11 protein-coding genes and 1 other annotated feature are annotated in these 14,719 nt (G+C 43.2%); of the genes, 7 read left to right on the forward strand and 4 right to left on the reverse strand.

Annotated elements, in window-relative coordinates; genetic code table 11:
* Positions 1-77: 77 nt before the first annotated feature.
* Positions 78-866, forward strand: coding sequence for a histidinol-phosphatase HisJ (gene hisJ / locus HHK01_RS11560; protein ID WP_170007939.1), 789 nt, complete (start codon positions 78-80; stop codon positions 864-866).
* A 1-nt stretch (position 867) separates the two neighbouring features.
* Here hisJ and refZ read toward each other — a convergent pair whose 3' ends face one another.
* Positions 868-1,491 (reverse strand): forespore capture DNA-binding protein RefZ, encoded by a 624-nt coding sequence (refZ, locus tag HHK01_RS11565; RefSeq protein ID WP_170007940.1) that lies wholly within the window; start codon positions 1,489-1,491, stop codon positions 868-870.
* 234 nt (positions 1,492-1,725) lie between these two features.
* Here refZ and HHK01_RS11570 point away from each other — a divergent pair, with 234 nt between their 5' ends.
* The gene (locus HHK01_RS11570; protein WP_170007941.1) at positions 1,726-2,208 is read left to right on the forward strand and encodes a GAF domain-containing protein; all 483 of its coding nucleotides are present in this window, start codon (positions 1,726-1,728) and stop codon (positions 2,206-2,208) included.
* A 48-nt stretch (positions 2,209-2,256) separates the two neighbouring features.
* On the opposite strand, the gene HHK01_RS11575 is transcribed toward HHK01_RS11570, so the two are convergent.
* Positions 2,257-3,906 (reverse strand): sensor domain-containing diguanylate cyclase, encoded by a 1,650-nt coding sequence (locus HHK01_RS11575; RefSeq protein ID WP_170007942.1) that lies wholly within the window; start codon positions 3,904-3,906, stop codon positions 2,257-2,259.
* A gap of 459 nt (positions 3,907-4,365) precedes the next feature.
* Between HHK01_RS11575 and rpsD the strand changes: the two genes are divergently transcribed.
* On the forward strand, positions 4,366-4,968 hold the full coding sequence (gene rpsD, locus HHK01_RS11580) for a 30S ribosomal protein S4 (protein ID WP_170007943.1): 603 nt from the start codon (positions 4,366-4,368) through the stop codon (positions 4,966-4,968).
* A 440-nt stretch (positions 4,969-5,408) separates the two neighbouring features.
* Here the strand turns inward: rpsD and tyrS are convergent, their stop codons facing one another.
* Positions 5,409-6,674, reverse strand: coding sequence for a tyrosine--tRNA ligase (tyrS, locus tag HHK01_RS11585; protein WP_170007944.1), 1,266 nt, complete (start codon positions 6,672-6,674; stop codon positions 5,409-5,411).
* 65 nt (positions 6,675-6,739) lie between these two features.
* Positions 6,740-6,948: a binding site (T-box leader), on the reverse strand.
* A 282-nt stretch (positions 6,949-7,230) separates the two neighbouring features.
* Between tyrS and HHK01_RS11590 the strand changes: the two genes are divergently transcribed.
* Positions 7,231-10,164, forward strand: a complete 2,934-nt coding sequence (locus HHK01_RS11590; protein ID WP_170007945.1) for a transglycosylase domain-containing protein — start codon at positions 7,231-7,233, stop codon at positions 10,162-10,164.
* Between the two features lie 134 nt (positions 10,165-10,298).
* Here HHK01_RS11590 and acsA read toward each other — a convergent pair whose 3' ends face one another.
* A complete protein-coding gene (gene acsA, locus HHK01_RS11595; RefSeq protein WP_170007946.1) occupies positions 10,299-12,017 on the reverse strand; it encodes an acetate--CoA ligase in 1,719 nt (572 codons plus the stop codon).
* 188 nt (positions 12,018-12,205) lie between these two features.
* On the opposite strand from acsA, the gene HHK01_RS11600 reads away from it, so the two are divergent.
* Genes HHK01_RS11600 through HHK01_RS11610 form a run of 3 tightly spaced genes read left to right on the forward strand, consistent with a single transcriptional unit; the run spans position 12,206 to position 14,693 of the window.
* Positions 12,206-12,838 (forward strand): GNAT family N-acetyltransferase, encoded by a 633-nt coding sequence (locus tag HHK01_RS11600; protein ID WP_170007947.1) that lies wholly within the window; start codon positions 12,206-12,208, stop codon positions 12,836-12,838.
* Between the two features lie 29 nt (positions 12,839-12,867).
* A complete protein-coding gene (locus HHK01_RS11605) occupies positions 12,868-13,521 on the forward strand; it encodes a CBS domain-containing protein (protein ID WP_170007948.1) in 654 nt (217 codons plus the stop codon).
* The gene (locus tag HHK01_RS11610) at positions 13,491-14,693 is read left to right on the forward strand and encodes an acetoin utilization protein AcuC (protein ID WP_322619368.1); all 1,203 of its coding nucleotides are present in this window, start codon (positions 13,491-13,493) and stop codon (positions 14,691-14,693) included. The genes HHK01_RS11605 and HHK01_RS11610 overlap by 31 nt, the downstream gene beginning before the upstream one ends.
* Positions 14,694-14,719: the final 26 nt, after the last annotated feature.

Here is a 14,719-nt window from a genome sequence, read left to right on the forward strand (position 1 = left end):
TTTTTGTGACATTTTATAATGATTTTATGAATAATCACCTTGCAAATTTTGTCGAACCGGGAAGGAGTTTTTATATTATGAAGCGTGACGGTCATGTGCACACCCCATTTTGTCCTCATGGCAGTAAGGATTCATTAGAAGCATATGTAGAGAATGCACTCCAAAAAGGAATCACATCTATTTCATTTACCGAGCATGCTCCCTTGCCTGAAGGGTTTCGGGATCCTGCACCAACAAAAGATAGTAGCATGTCCCTTGATACGTACTATGAGTATATAGAAGCTGTACAAGCTCTACAGGATCAATACAGAGATGCTCCTATTGATATACGCGTAGGTGTAGAACTAGACTACATTTCTGGTTGGGAACAACAAACGTTATCCTTTCTACAAACTCATGGAAAGTCTCTTCAAGACATCATTTTGTCTGTACATTTTATAGAAGTAGAAGGAAAATGGCTTTGCATTGATTACGATGAAGAAGTGTTTCGCACTTACGTTTCCTTGTGCGGTGGAATTGAAGCGGCTTACGACCGGTACTTCCAAACAGTGGAGAAGTCGGTCCGTGCTGACTTCGGTGACCATCAACCACCACGAATTGGCCACCTTACGCTCATTCGAAAATTCAAAAAAAACTTCCCGGTTTCTTTTGAGTGGGAAGAGAAGGCTTTTGAGTTGCTTCACTTGATGAAGACACGAAATCTAGCGCTTGACTATAACAGTGCCGGACTACGTAAACCTCTTTGTGGAGAAACCTATCCGTCTCCTTTCCTTTTACAGGCAGCACAAAAAATGCGCATTCCAATTGTTTACGGATCTGATGCGCACTGTGCAAAAGATGTTGGTTCTTTTTTCGACAAGTTGTAAGTTACAAGTGGGCGGTGGCGAGACGTTGCTTTGTAAAGAGCGTCTCGTTGACCAAGTGGAATAGCTCTCGCTTATATTGTTTTTCAAAATAAGGATCTTGCGGATGTACTTGCCATACTTCACTCATATACTGCGCTTGCAAATAGGGCATCGTAAGTAAGCCCTTTAATTGGATAATGCAATAGCGGGTGGATACCGTTTCATATTCACCTTGCTCCATCCCAATTTCCAAAAGCGTTTTTAAATAGTATCTCTCTCTCATCACATAAGTTGAGAGCACTTCCCTAACAATTTGAGAATCAATCGTCATCTCCCGCAGGACAAATCGTGCTAACGGATTGTGGGCACGATGAAAGCCTAGTACCTCTTCAATAAGTTTTAGTAGCGCTTCTTTAGCAGAACGCTCTTCAGCTATCTTTACTGCACGCTCTAAAATATCTATGTATTCTTCGTAATATAAGGCGAAGCAATACTCTAATAACCCTTGTTTGTTCTGGAAGTAGTAAGAAATATGGGCGACATTCACCCTTGCTCGTTCCGCAATCATTCGTAATGACGTACCAGCATACCCTTTTGTATGGAAAAGTTGCAAAGCACTGGTCAAAATGGCTTCCTTTTTATTCATCTTCTTCGTCCCCTTTATTATCTTGTTGGCTCAGCTTTCTTTCTCCAAGCCATTTCCCTTGGGCGAACGACTAATTTTCTGCTTAAACGAACAGAATCAAAATAGTTTCAATCGTAAAAAAGTATGCTATTCTGTTTGTAACCATTTCGAGGGAACGAAGGAGTAGTCCTTCACAAATCGCTCGACAACTCCTGCACATTCTTACGTGCATATGACAGAACGGAGGAGATACTGTTGTTTCATGTCGAAACGTACAAAGGTACTCGTGAAGATAATTACAAGCTTGTCAGTAAGCAACTACAAGCATTAATGGAAGATGAGCCAAACGTCATTGCTAATTTAAGCAATGCGAGTGCTGTTCTCAACCAATTTTTAGACAGAGTGAATTGGGTCGGATTTTATTTAGTTGAAGAAAATCAGCTTATTCTAGGACCATTTCAAGGACTACCAGCATGTGTACGAATTCCTTTTGGAAGGGGAGTTTGCGGTACAGCAGCCTCCACTAAAGAAACACAACTTGTTGCAGATGTTCACGAGTTCCCTGGACACATTGCTTGCGATGCTGCTTCCCGATCAGAAATTGTCGTGCCTATTTTAAAAAAGGATGGTTCTTTGTTTGGCGTACTAGATATCGATTCTCCTGAAACAGACAGATTCGATGAAGAAGATCGCAAAGGACTGGAAGCGTTCGTGAGTGTTCTTGAGTCTACTTTGTAACTAATAATAAAAAAGCTTGGATAGTCTCGCTATCCAAGCTTTTTGTTTTCACTCTTGCACGTATAATTGATTCTTACCAGAGCTCTTCGCGCGATACATCGCTTTGTCTGCCATATGGAACAAATTCTCAGCAGTTACCGGTACTTCCCGTTCCCAGTGGGACACACCACACGAAATCGTGACAGGAGGATTCGTTTGTTTCTCAACCACTTGAAGTAAACGTTCAGCGACGGATACACCGACGTCGATTGGGGCATTCGGCAAATAGACTGCCAACTCCTCTCCTCCCCAACGAGCGCCTGTATCGCTCATACGGATGTGTTCCCTTATACAATCTGCTACCTGTAACAAAACACGGTCGCCCACTTGATGTCCGTGTGTATCATTGATCGTTTTGAAATTGTCCAAATCCACCAATAGAAACGAGCCTTCTTTGTCTTTTTCTAGTGACTGCTGAATTTGCTCATCCAAGTAGTGCCTTGAAAACAATCTCGTTAAGTGGTCTGTCACAACTAAACGTTCTAACTCTTCACGGAGCTTCGAATTTGTAAAAGCTAGAGAAGAATGGCCTACAAGAGATTGTAATAGCTTAAATGTTTCAAAACTAAAAAAATATGGCTCTTTATGAAGCACCATAGAAAAGCCTTGCCATTCCTTTTTCTCTGTAAACGGCATGACCAACATCGAACGATACGGCGTAGGGAAATCAACTTTTTGTGAGAAGTCTCCAATAAATAGAGGCTCGGGATTTTTTTGAAGAGATTTCTGGGCATATAATAGATAGGAAGCGACTTTTTCGTTTTCAAAGAACGAGGTGCTCCCCTCAACAATTTGCACGTCTTTTCCTGTATCGTCTTGAATTAAAAAGCCGACCTCACTCGCATGAAAAGCATCTATCATTTTAGTCTTTAACAAGGTAGCGACTTCGGTAATACGTAGGTTAGTATTCAAAGTTTTGCTAGTGTCGTTGACAATTTGTAAATCTCGAACTTGTTGCTTCGTATTTTGATAAAGTTGAGCGTTCTCAAGCGCCACCCCTATTCCTTCACCGAAATCACAAAGTAAGTGCTCGTAAGGTTCTACGATCGTTGTTTCGTGGAATACGACTTGGAGAACACCGTAAATTCCTTGGTTCCCTCTAAACGGCAAGTAAATATGGCGGTACACTCCACCCTTTTCATAACGCAATTCTCCTGTAAGAAATGTCTGAACTGCAGGAGAAGCAATTTGTTCCGGCTGCAGTTCTTCTGTGCTTACCCCTTGCACTTGCTTATGGTCGTGACTAAGCCAGATTGTGTAGGCTACTGGACCATGAATGTCATCAAGTGCTCTGGCAACCTCTTGAATAATGATTTGGTGATCCATCGTTCGATTCAACTTTTTTGTGATGTCTAATAACCACCGAGTGTAAGCTAGCATAACATCAGAAGTGCGAAAGGGGAGTGCATTCCCCATTTCCCTAAGTGTACGTCTCCAATTTTCAAAAAACCCTTCTGAAACAGCTTCACCTTTATATGTATAAATCGGTTGTCCGCTTTCTGTATGAATAGTTTGCGAAGTTTTTACAGGGTACTGAGCGTGAAACGTTTGTTCCAACACTTTTTTTTGCGCTACATGAACCGCTTCATTCGTTTTCAGCAAGCGTTGCCACAGCTGTTGTTGAAGGGAAGCAAATAACGGCCATTCCCATTGTTCCATTGTTTTCACCTACACTCATGTACGTTCTATTGTACGAACTTGAACCCTTCACCAGTTAAGATTCCATAATTATTCCAAGTCTAACATAAATTTTTGAAACGTCAGCGTGTCCGTCCCTTTCTTTGCTAACAGCTTCCATGTTGATTCAACCTTCAACCTTACCGTGCCTTCCTTTCAACCATTATAGCATAACCATACTAAAGTGATGAGAGTTCTCAAGTTGAGGCATTAGGAATTTTGCATTTGTTGACTTTTATTACAAAACGTCATACAATAGTCTTTGTGTAAAATTTGCAGCCTATGTGTTCATCGTTGTGCTTGATTCTGTTGCTACTTTTTGTGGTGATATTGTGTAACCCTCTGCTGCTAGGGCGAAGATATCGAAAACAGAATCTGCAAATGAGTGAGAGCACAAAATGGTAGGAATTTTACCTCTATAATATATTAGGAGGGTTTTCCATGGCACGCTATACAGGTCCAAGTTGGAAACTATCACGTCGTTTAGGCATTTCCCTAAGCGGTACAGGAAAAGAATTAGATCGTCGTCCATACGCACCTGGACAACACGGCCCGAACCAACGCCGTAAAATTTCTGAATATGGCTTACAACTTCAAGAGAAGCAAAAACTTCGTCACATGTACGGATTGAACGAACGTCAATTCCGCAGCTTGTTTGACATTGCGGGGCGTCTTCAAGGGAAACACGGTGAGAACTTCATGATCTTACTCGAAACTCGTTTAGACAACCTAGTGTACCGTCTTGGTCTCGCGCGTACTCGCCGCCAAGCACGTCAGCTTGTTAATCACGGTCACATCGTTGTCGACGGTGGACGCGTTGATATTCCATCTTACCGTGTACAACCTGGTCAAGTGATCACTGTACGCGAAAAATCACGTAACCTTGACATTATCAAAGAAGCTGTTGAAAACAATAGCTTTGTTCCAGAATATGTGACGTTCGACGGTGAAAAACTCGAAGGAACATTCTCACGCCTTCCAGAGCGTACAGAACTTCCTGCTGAAATTAACGAAGCGCTTATCGTTGAGTTCTATTCACGTTAATAGAAAACGCAAAGAACCTCGCTGCCAATTGGTAGCGAGGTTTTTTCCCTCTGAGTCTGAGCATTCCCCCCTAAGTCTGAGCATTCCCCCCTGAGTCTGCGCATTCCTCCCTAAGTCTGCGCATTCCCCTCTGAGTCTGCGCATTCCCCCATAAGTCTGAGCATTCCCCCCTGAGTCTGAGCATTCCTCCCTAAGTCTGCGCATTCCCCTCTGAGTCTGCGCATTCCCCCCTGAGTCTGCGCATTCCCCCCTGAGTCTGCGCATTCCCCTCTGAGTCTGCGCATTCCCCTCTGAGTCTGCGCATTCCTTGCGTTTTAGATTGCTTTTTTGCTATTTCGAACAGGCATTCTGAATATAAAAGCGGATACTCATTATCGCGTATTATTTTCATGCGAGCGAACATTCCAGGCCTAACCGCGGATTCTGATTCTGCGCCCTAATTAAGCAGTGTACCGTAACACAAAGTACTTCTTCTTCCCACGACGGACAATAGTAAAACGTCCCTCGATCTTATCTGTATCAGTAAGCGTGTAGCCTAGTTTTTGTTGGCGTTCTCCATTTACATACACAGCACCATTTCCGATATCCTCCCGAGCCTGGCGCTTCGATGGGGAAATACCTGCAGCCACGAGCACTTCAACAAGATCTTTTGATGCGTCTGCTTCTAGAGCGAAGGAAGGCACATCTTTAAAGCCCATCTCAATTTCGTCTGCTGTTAAGTTTCTAATCTCTCCGCTGAATAGTGCCTCTGAAATTTTTTGTGCTTGTTCAAGTGCTTCTTTTCCGTGCACAAGCTCTGTCAATTCTTCAGCTAATACACGTTGCGCTTTTCGTAGGTGTGGTTCTTCCTCCGTAGCAGTCGCTAGATCGTCTCTCTCTGTTTTTGATAAGAAAGTAAACGTGTTTAAGTATTTCTGAACATCTCGATCGTCGGTATTGAGCCAGAATTGGTAAAATTCATAAGGGGATGTTTTGTCGGCATCCAGCCAAATCGCTCCGCCTTCAGTTTTCCCGAATTTCGTACCGTCTGCCTTGGTCACTAGCGGCACTGTTAATCCAAAGGCTTTCACATCTCCATGGCTTCTACGAATAAGCTCTAAGCCGGCTGTAATGTTCCCCCACTGGTCACTTCCACCGATTTGAAGCTGACAATCTTCTCGCTCGTATAAAGTAAAGAAGTCGAGGGATTGAAGAATCATGTAACTAAACTCAGTAAACGAAATGCCTTGGTCAATCCGGGATTTCACAGAATCCTTTGCAAGCATGTAGTTTAGTCCAAAATTCTTTCCTACATCACGCAAAAAGGAAACAACGTCCATCTTTCCGATCCAGTCATAGTTGTTCACCACTTTAGCCGGGTTATTCACTCCATCAAAGTCCAAAAAACGGGACAACTGATCACGAATACTATCCGACCATTCCTGTACGGTAGCTGTTTCGTTTAATGTACGTTCTTGCTTTTTCCCACTTGGATCTCCAATTAGGCCTGTCGCTCCACCTACAAGCGCAATCGGATGGTGACCACTTAATTGAAACCGTCGCAGCAATAGGACGGGTAGCAAATGACCGATGTGCAAGCTGTCTGCTGTTGGATCAAATCCACAATAAAGGTGGACAGGCTTTTCCTCTAACAACGAATGAAGTCCTGCTTCGTCAGTAAATTGCTGAATTAAATTTCGTTCCTGTAAATCTTGTAAGATCGACACGTTTACGCCTTCTTCCTCTATTTGATTTAGCAACAAAAAATAAAAAAATCGTCCCTCCACTAGTGTGAAGGGACGATTAGCAATCGCGGTACCACCCTACTTGAGAACATGAATGCTCCCCAGCTCTTTTTCTAACGAGGAATCTCCCCGTCGCTTGTCAAAAGCGAGTGGCTCCAGATTGTAATTCGAATGTCGCGGAAGGTTGGTTTGCATCCACCACCAACTTTCTTGTGCGGCTTCGCGACACTCTACTTCGATCTTTCGTTGCCGTTCGTATGAAGTTCTGATTACATGTGTACCATAATTCCACAATCCCTGTCAATAATTGAAAGAAAAACTCTTTTTCAGAGGCAATCGAAAGTACTGAAATCTACCCTATTTCCGTGTCGAATTATGGTATGATAAAAGGTGAACGGCTATAATCTCGACGTCTACGAATATAGGCCGGCTAACTAACTCACGCCATCCAAGGTATACTCGCATCCTTGCGACACATCACCTTTTTGACCCACGTCACGTGGGCCCAAGGTTGAAATTTTTTTTGGGGGACGAAACAATGGAAGAAACCAATTGGAAAGAGCGGATACGCCGTGCTTTTCGTTTCTTAACGAATAATAGAACAAGAAAAGGTGCGCGCATTACATACGGAGTCTTTTGGAACTTCTTTTTGCTTATCTGTATCACCGGATTTACAGGTGTTGCTTTTGCAGGTGGTGTCGGTGCGGGCTATTTTGCCTCACTCGTAAAAGATGAGCCTATTCGCAGCTCTGATGATATGAAAAAAGATGTTTACAATTTAGAAGCAACGACAGAAATATTTTTTGCTGAAAATGTCTATATGGGGAAACTTCGTAGCGACATAGAGCGTGAAGAAGTGACATTAGATCAGGTGTCACCATACGTTAAGGACGCCATTATTTCTACAGAAGATCAATATTTCTACGAGCACGAAGGTGTTGTCCCAAAAGCAATTTTGCGTGCTGTATATCAAGAATTCAGCAATGCTAATGTCCAAACTGGTGGGAGTACACTCACCCAGCAACTTATTAAAAATCAAATCTTAACAAATGAAGTATCTTTTGAGCGTAAAGCGAAGGAGATTTTACTTGCCCTACGCCTAGAGCAGTTTCTAAATAAAGATGAAATTTTGGAAGCGTACTTGAACATGTCCTCTTTCGGTAGGAGCTCTTCCGGTCGAAATATTGCTGGAGTACAAACAGCTGCTCAAGGAATTTTCGGGGTAGATGCCCTTGATTTAACTTTGCCACAAGCTGCATTTATTGCCGGATTGCCACAAAGTCCTTATGCATACACTCCATTCACCCAAACAGGCGAAGTGAAAGAAAACTTGGAACCAGGTATGGAAAGAATGCATACTGTCCTAGAGAGAATGCTTGATAACGGTAAAATTGACGAAAAAGAATACGAAGCAGCGATCTCCTATGATTTAACAAAAGACTTTGCTCCTCCACAGCCGAGTACAACTGAAGCGTACCCATTTCTAGCTTATGAAATTGAAAAGCAGGCAATTGATATTTTAAAAATACAAATAGCAGAAGAGGACGGGTACAACAAGGAAGATTTGGAAAGTGACGAGATACTCAACGAAGAGTACCGTTTACTTGCTGATCGTAACTTGCGTCAAAATGGCTATCGCATTCGTACAACGATAGATAAAGAGATTTATGATAGAATGCAAGAGGTCACGAAAAACTATAAAAATTATGCCTATAACACTTCCTTTACATACGAAGACTCCGAGACTGGAGAAATCGTGACAGAAGAACAACCGATTGAAACAGGCGGCGTCCTTATCGAAAACGCAACTGGAAAAATTATTAGCTTCGTTGCAGGAAGAAACTTTGACAGAGAACAATTGAATCACGCCTTTCGGTCAGAACGTCAAAACGGTTCGACAATGAAGCCACTTGTCGTGTATGGACCGGCAATTGAAGAGGGAATTGCATCGCCGGGTACTGTCATTCCTGATGTATACACAGAGTATCAAGCGGGGCCAGAACTATGGACTCCTAGTAACTATGTTAGCAACTCGTACCGTGGATTAACGACTACTCGCTATGCCTTGCAACAGTCGTTAAATATTCCCGCTGCTCGCTTATATTGGGAAATGTCTAGCTTGCAACCTGCAAACTATTTACAGAAAATGGGCTTCACTTCTTTGACAGAAGGCGATTTTTCAAACTTGGCCCTTGCACTAGGAGGCATGGAGATTGGTGTAAGTGTTGAAGAAAATACGAACGCCTATACAACCTTTGCAAACGGCGGAGAATTTATCGATGCCTATATGATCCAAAGCATTGAGACGGCTGAAGGGGATAGTGTTTATGAACATGAAATAAAAAGAGAAAAAGTATTCTCTCCACAAACCGCCTACTTACTGATCGACATGATGCGCGATGTTATAAACCAAGGGACAGCAGCAAGCTTACCGAGACTGTTAAGCTTCCAATCGGATTGGGCAGGAAAAACGGGAACGAGCCAAAACACGAACGACACGTGGTTCGTCGCATCTAATCCTAGCGTGACATTTGGGACGTGGATGGGTTATGATCAACCACAAACCATTCAATCGATTCCGGGCTATTCCTATAATCAACAAAATCTTGGGTTGTGGGCGCAGCTAATAAACGCAGCTTATGAAATAGATCCTGAACGAATTTCAACAGGAGACCGCTTTAAAATGCCAGGTGGAATCGTGCGTCGTTCTTATTGCGCAGTAAGTGGAGAACTTCCTTCTGATGCATGTTTACAGGCTGGTTTGGTAGAAACAGATTTATTCTCTGCCAATAATGTTCCAACGACTACTGACGATAATTTGTCTAATGCCGGCTTTGTTAGGATCGGCGAGGAAACATATATTGCAAACGAACGAACACCAGCTGAGTTTGTCGAGAGTGGTATCGTCTTAACACCAGAGTTTATAGACAATCAAATTGGTGGTGAAATATTAAGACCAGAAGAGGAGCTCATACCGAGTGACTCACGTTGGGAGCAACTACTTATTCCAGATAACGTGTTAGAAGAGAATGGGAAGGCACCAGATCCATTGCGTATCACACAACAGGGGTCCACTCTTAGGTGGTCAACTCATCCAGAAGAGGATGTCGTTGGCTATTACGTATACAATGTTACAGATAGTGCAGAAACACGAGTTGATGCACTAGCCAATACACAATCTGGTTACAGTGTAAATGTCGGTGATGGTTCGTATGCTGTCAGGGCAGTCGACATTACAGGCCAGCTTTCTCCACTCTCTAACGTCATGCAGATTGGGGAACCTCCAACTCCAGAGCCTGACGACAATAATAATGATGATGAAAATTCCGGTGAGAACCAAGGGGAAGAAGAGAATCCTCCTAACGATGGCAGCAACGAAGATCGTCCTCCTGATGATCAGGAAAATGACCCTAACGATGGCAACGGTGACGACCCACCACCAAGTGACGGTAATAACAATGGAAATGGATAGTTCGTCGATCAAGTGATCCATTTAACCTCATAGCCGCCTTCGAAGGTAATCGGAGGCGGTTTGTTAATGAAACTGACATCGGTAATTGAATGGTAAAAAGCCCTCCTTTTCACTTGGAAAAGAAGGGCTTTTTATTAATCTTCCATTGTTGATAAATCACCAGTAGGCAAATCGAGTTCCCAAGCTTTGAGAACACGACGCATAATCTTTCCGCTCCGTGTTTTTGGCAGCTTATCTTTAAATTCAATTTCACGAGGAGCTGCATGGGCGGCGAGGCCTTTTTTCACAAATTGACGAATCTCTTCAGTCAATTCATCTGACGCCTCGTACCCATCGCGCAATGCGATAAAAGCTTTAATAATTTCGCCTCGAACAGGATCTGGTTTTCCAATCACTCCCGCTTCTGCAACAGCTGGGTGCTCAACTAATTTACTCTCTACTTCAAATGGCCCTACACGCTCGCCAGACGTCATAATTACGTCATCTACACGTCCTTGGAACCAGAAATAGCCATCCTCATCCATGTACGCGGAATCACCGGAAACGTACCACTCATCGTTTAAGAAATACGATTGAAACTTTTGCTCGTTATTCCAAATCGTAAACATTTGCGATGGAAAGCCTTTTTGAATCGCTAAGTTCCCCATTCGATTAGCAGGTAACTCGTTTCCTTGATCGTCAACGATAGCTGCTTTTACTCCAGGGATTGGTTTCCCCATTGATCCTGGTCTGATATCCATAGAAGGATAATTACAAATAAGCTGCCCACCTGTTTCTGTCATCCACCACGTATCATGAATACGCTTTTGGAATACTTGCTGTCCCCACCGAATTACTTCCGGATTCAACGGTTCACCCACGCTTAGTACGTGACGAAGAGAACTTAGGTCAAATCTCTTCACAAGCGCATCGCCTGCTCCCATTAGCATACGAAACGCTGTCGGTGCGCTATACCATACTGTCACTCCAAAGTCTTCAATCGTTTCGTACCAATTTTCTGGCTTAAAGCGTCCACCTACAATCACATTCGAACTCCCTGTTAGCCACGGTCCAAATATGCCATAAGAGGTACCCGTTACCCAACCCGGATCTGCTGTGCACCAATACACATCATCTTCTTGCAAATCTAATACCCATTTAGCGGTCTGATAATGTTGGATCATTGCGTTGTGTACATGTAACACGCCTTTTGGCTTACCGGTTGATCCTGAAGTGTAGTGCAAGATGAGGCCGTCCGTCCGATTAACCCACTCGATTTCAAGGTCCTTGCTCGCCTGTTCAAAATGATTTAAGAAATCTACATATGTTTCACTTTCTTCTACGCCTTCGCCAACAAGGAAAATGGTTTTTAAATGAGGAAGCTCCTCTACCGGTACACGCTCCAACAGCGCAGGCGTGGTGACCAATACTTGCGCTTCACTATCTTCTAATCTGTCTCGTACAGCGCCTTCCATGAAGGCTTCAAAAAGAGGTCCTACGATCGCTCCAAGTTTAATCGCGCCCAATGTCGCAAAATAAAGTTCTGGTGAGCGTGGCATAAAGATGAAAACGCGATCGCCTTTTTCCACATTTCCGTATTGCTTTAATACGTTTCCAGCTTTGTTTGTATTGTCTTTCATCTCTTTGAACGTATACTTTTCGTTTCTTGATGGATCGCGATAGTAGAGTGCGACTTTATTTTTTCTCTCTGATGTCGCGTGACGGTCAATCGCTTCATACGCCATATTCACCCGACCGGTTTCTGACCAAGTAAAAGCTCTCTCTGTCTCTTGCCAGTCAAATGACGCAAGTGTGTCTTCATAACTTTGTAGGTTATGGTTTCCCTTTGTCGCTGGTAGCGCTTCCACTTTCATGAAACATCCTCCTTTGTTCTTTGTTTCAAGTCTCATTCTCTAGTATAATATAAATAAGAAACGTTCACAATTTTTTACGTATTCTGTACATACTTCTCCTCTTCAAAGTATTCTGTAGGAGAAATAGATTGAAAGCGCTTTACTTTTTGGTATGCTAAAGGAAGAGACTCCCTAAAGAGGTGATGGCATTGCACCACCTGAAGACCTACAACGCAAAAGAAAAAAAAACAAAAGACGGTACATTTATTGTAGAAGGTCCTCTCCCAGCTTCTACTCTGAAAAAATATGATTTTCATGCAGATCTTACTTCTTTTCGTCCTGCCCGCCAACAATTTCAAGCTTTACTCGGGATTGCTGAACTCCCGGAGGGGCGTATTCTTGTAGCAAGAAGAGATGATATTATTGTCGGCTACGTTACCTACTTATACCCTGACCCATTAGAGCGGTGGTCAGAGGGGAATATGGAAAATTTAATTGAATTAGGAGCTATTGAAATCGCCCCAGAATTCCGGGGCGGTTCACTTGGAAAAGAGTTGTTAAAAGTTTCAATGATGGATGACTCAATGGAAGATTATATCATTATTACGACAGAATATTACTGGCACTGGGACTTAAAAGGGACAGGTTTATCTGTTTGGGAATATCGTAAAGTGATGGAGAAAATGATGAACGCTGGAGGTCTAGAATGGTTTGCAACAGATGATCCTGAAATTAGCTCACACCCAGCAAATTGCTTAATGGTTCGTATTGGGAATCGAATTGAGGCGAGCTCTATTCAACAATTTGACCAGCTACGCTTTAAAAACCGCTTTATGTATTAACTCAAAAACCGCTTACAAGGGGGAACAGCATGATGAAAGTCGAAGAAATGATGACTTCGCCAGTTGTGACACTTTCACCGGAAAACACAGTCGAAGAGGCCTATCAATGTTTGCAGCGATCCCGTATCTCACACATTCCGGTTGTAGGAAGTGATGATCACTTTATTGGGTTAGTATCAGACCATCACCTCTCCTATTGGATGACAGAAGCATACAAATCTGGAGGGAACATAAAAAACGCCTACCAAAGACCGCTTAGCGATGTTGCGATTCGCAATGTACAAACAGGGCATCCGCTCGATTTTGTCGAGGAAGTGACCGTTTTGTTTGAGGAGTATCATTTACGCGCCCTCCCTATTCTGTCGGATAAAAAAGTAGTGGGCATCATTACTAAAACTGATCTCCTTAAAACATTTATTGCATTAACGGGTGCAGGGAAGCCTGGTTCTCATTTAGAGGTCCGGGTCCCAAACAAGCCAGGTAATCTTGCACGAGTAACTGACGTAATGAACTCTGACAAATTAAATATTCATAGTATTCTCGTCTATCCTAATGCAGACGACGACCGTTTCAAAATTCTTGTTTTTCGTGTTGGAACGATGAATCCTCTCCCCCTAGTGCATGCGTTACACGAAGAAGGATTTGACGTTTTATGGCCGAAAGAAATGGGGACACATGTATGATGGAGAGCGTGTTTATTTTTAGTAAAGAATTGCTCTCCTACCGGTTCGGTGAACAGCACCCCTTCGATCAAAAAAGATTATTGTTAACGAAAACCCTTCTTGAAGAAGTAGGTGCATTAACTAATGAAGAAATACTTCCTCCCCGTCGTGCTACAGAAGCTGAAATTGCACTTATTCATGATCCTCAATACATTCAAGCGGTGCAACATGCAAGCTCTGGACTGCTTGGCGACCCAGAACCGTATGGATTAGGAACAGAGGATACACCGGTATTTCCCAATATGCACGAAGCGAGTTCTTGGGTGGTCGGTGGTGCTATCACTGGAATGGAAGCGATTCTTTCTGGTCAAACAAAGCGTGCTCTCCATCTAGGAGGCGGTCTGCATCACGGGTTCCGTGGCAAAGCTTCAGGTTTTTGTGTCTATAATGATACCGCAGTAGCGATCGAACTAGCAAAGCGACAAGGTTATCGCGTGTTATATGTAGATACTGACGCTCATCACGGGGATGGAGTACAATGGGCTTTCTACGATGACCCCGCTGTATGTACGCTATCTATTCATGAGACAGGGCGCTATCTCTTTCCAGGCACTGGTTCTCTTCAAGAACGCGGACATGGAAACGGATATGGATTCTCTTTTAATATTCCACTAGATGCCTTTACAGAGGATGAATCGTGGCTACACGCATATGAAGAAGCATTTAGGGAAGTTGCCCACTACTTCCAACCAGATATCATTGTGACACAAAATGGGGCCGATGCACACTTCTTGGACCCGCTTACGCATCTATGTTCTACGATGAAGATCTACCAAAGGATTCCTCTGTTAGCAAAAGAAATAGCAGATATGTATTGCGATGGTCGATGGTTAGCTGTAGGGGGCGGGGGATACGATCATTGGCGTGTTGTTCCAAGGGCCTGGTCATATATTTGGCTAGCCATGAAGGAAAGGGATTCCCCTACCGATGAAATCCCTAAAAGTTGGAGAGAAATGTGGCAAAAAGAAGCACCTGTGACCTTACCCAACAATTGGGACGATGGTGTCCATGCTTACGAACCGATTCCTCGCAAGGCAGAGATTGATGAAAAAAATGAACAAACAGTTAAGAAAGCCTTATATATATGTCGCAGCACGAGTCCTTTTAAAAAGAGCCAAGAGTCATCATCCTAGTCGTATAACAACAAAACGAGGTGATC

The organism is Bacillus fonticola, assembly GCF_012955605.1.
Lineage (GTDB): Bacteria > Bacillota > Bacilli > Bacillales > JC228 > Bacillus_CG > Bacillus_CG fonticola.

Bases quoted from the DNA above. Each gene is read 5' to 3' on its own strand.
- hisJ (WP_170007939.1), top strand. From the start codon at position 78: ATGAAGCGTGACGGTCATGTGCACACCCCATTTTGTCCTCATGGCAGT.
- refZ (WP_170007940.1), bottom strand. From the start codon at position 1,491: ATGAATAAAAAGGAAGCCATTTTGACCAGTGCTTTGCAACTTTTCCAT.
- HHK01_RS11575 (WP_170007942.1), bottom strand. From the start codon at position 3,906: ATGGAACAATGGGAATGGCCGTTATTTGCTTCCCTTCAACAACAGCTG.
- rpsD (WP_170007943.1), top strand. From the start codon at position 4,366: ATGGCACGCTATACAGGTCCAAGTTGGAAACTATCACGTCGTTTAGGC.
- HHK01_RS11590 (WP_170007945.1), top strand. From the start codon at position 7,231: ATGGAAGAAACCAATTGGAAAGAGCGGATACGCCGTGCTTTTCGTTTC.
- acsA (WP_170007946.1), bottom strand. From the start codon at position 12,017: ATGAAAGTGGAAGCGCTACCAGCGACAAAGGGAAACCATAACCTACAA.
- HHK01_RS11605 (WP_170007948.1), top strand. From the start codon at position 12,868: ATGATGAAAGTCGAAGAAATGATGACTTCGCCAGTTGTGACACTTTCA.
- HHK01_RS11610 (WP_322619368.1), top strand. From the start codon at position 13,491: ATGGCCGAAAGAAATGGGGACACATGTATGATGGAGAGCGTGTTTATT.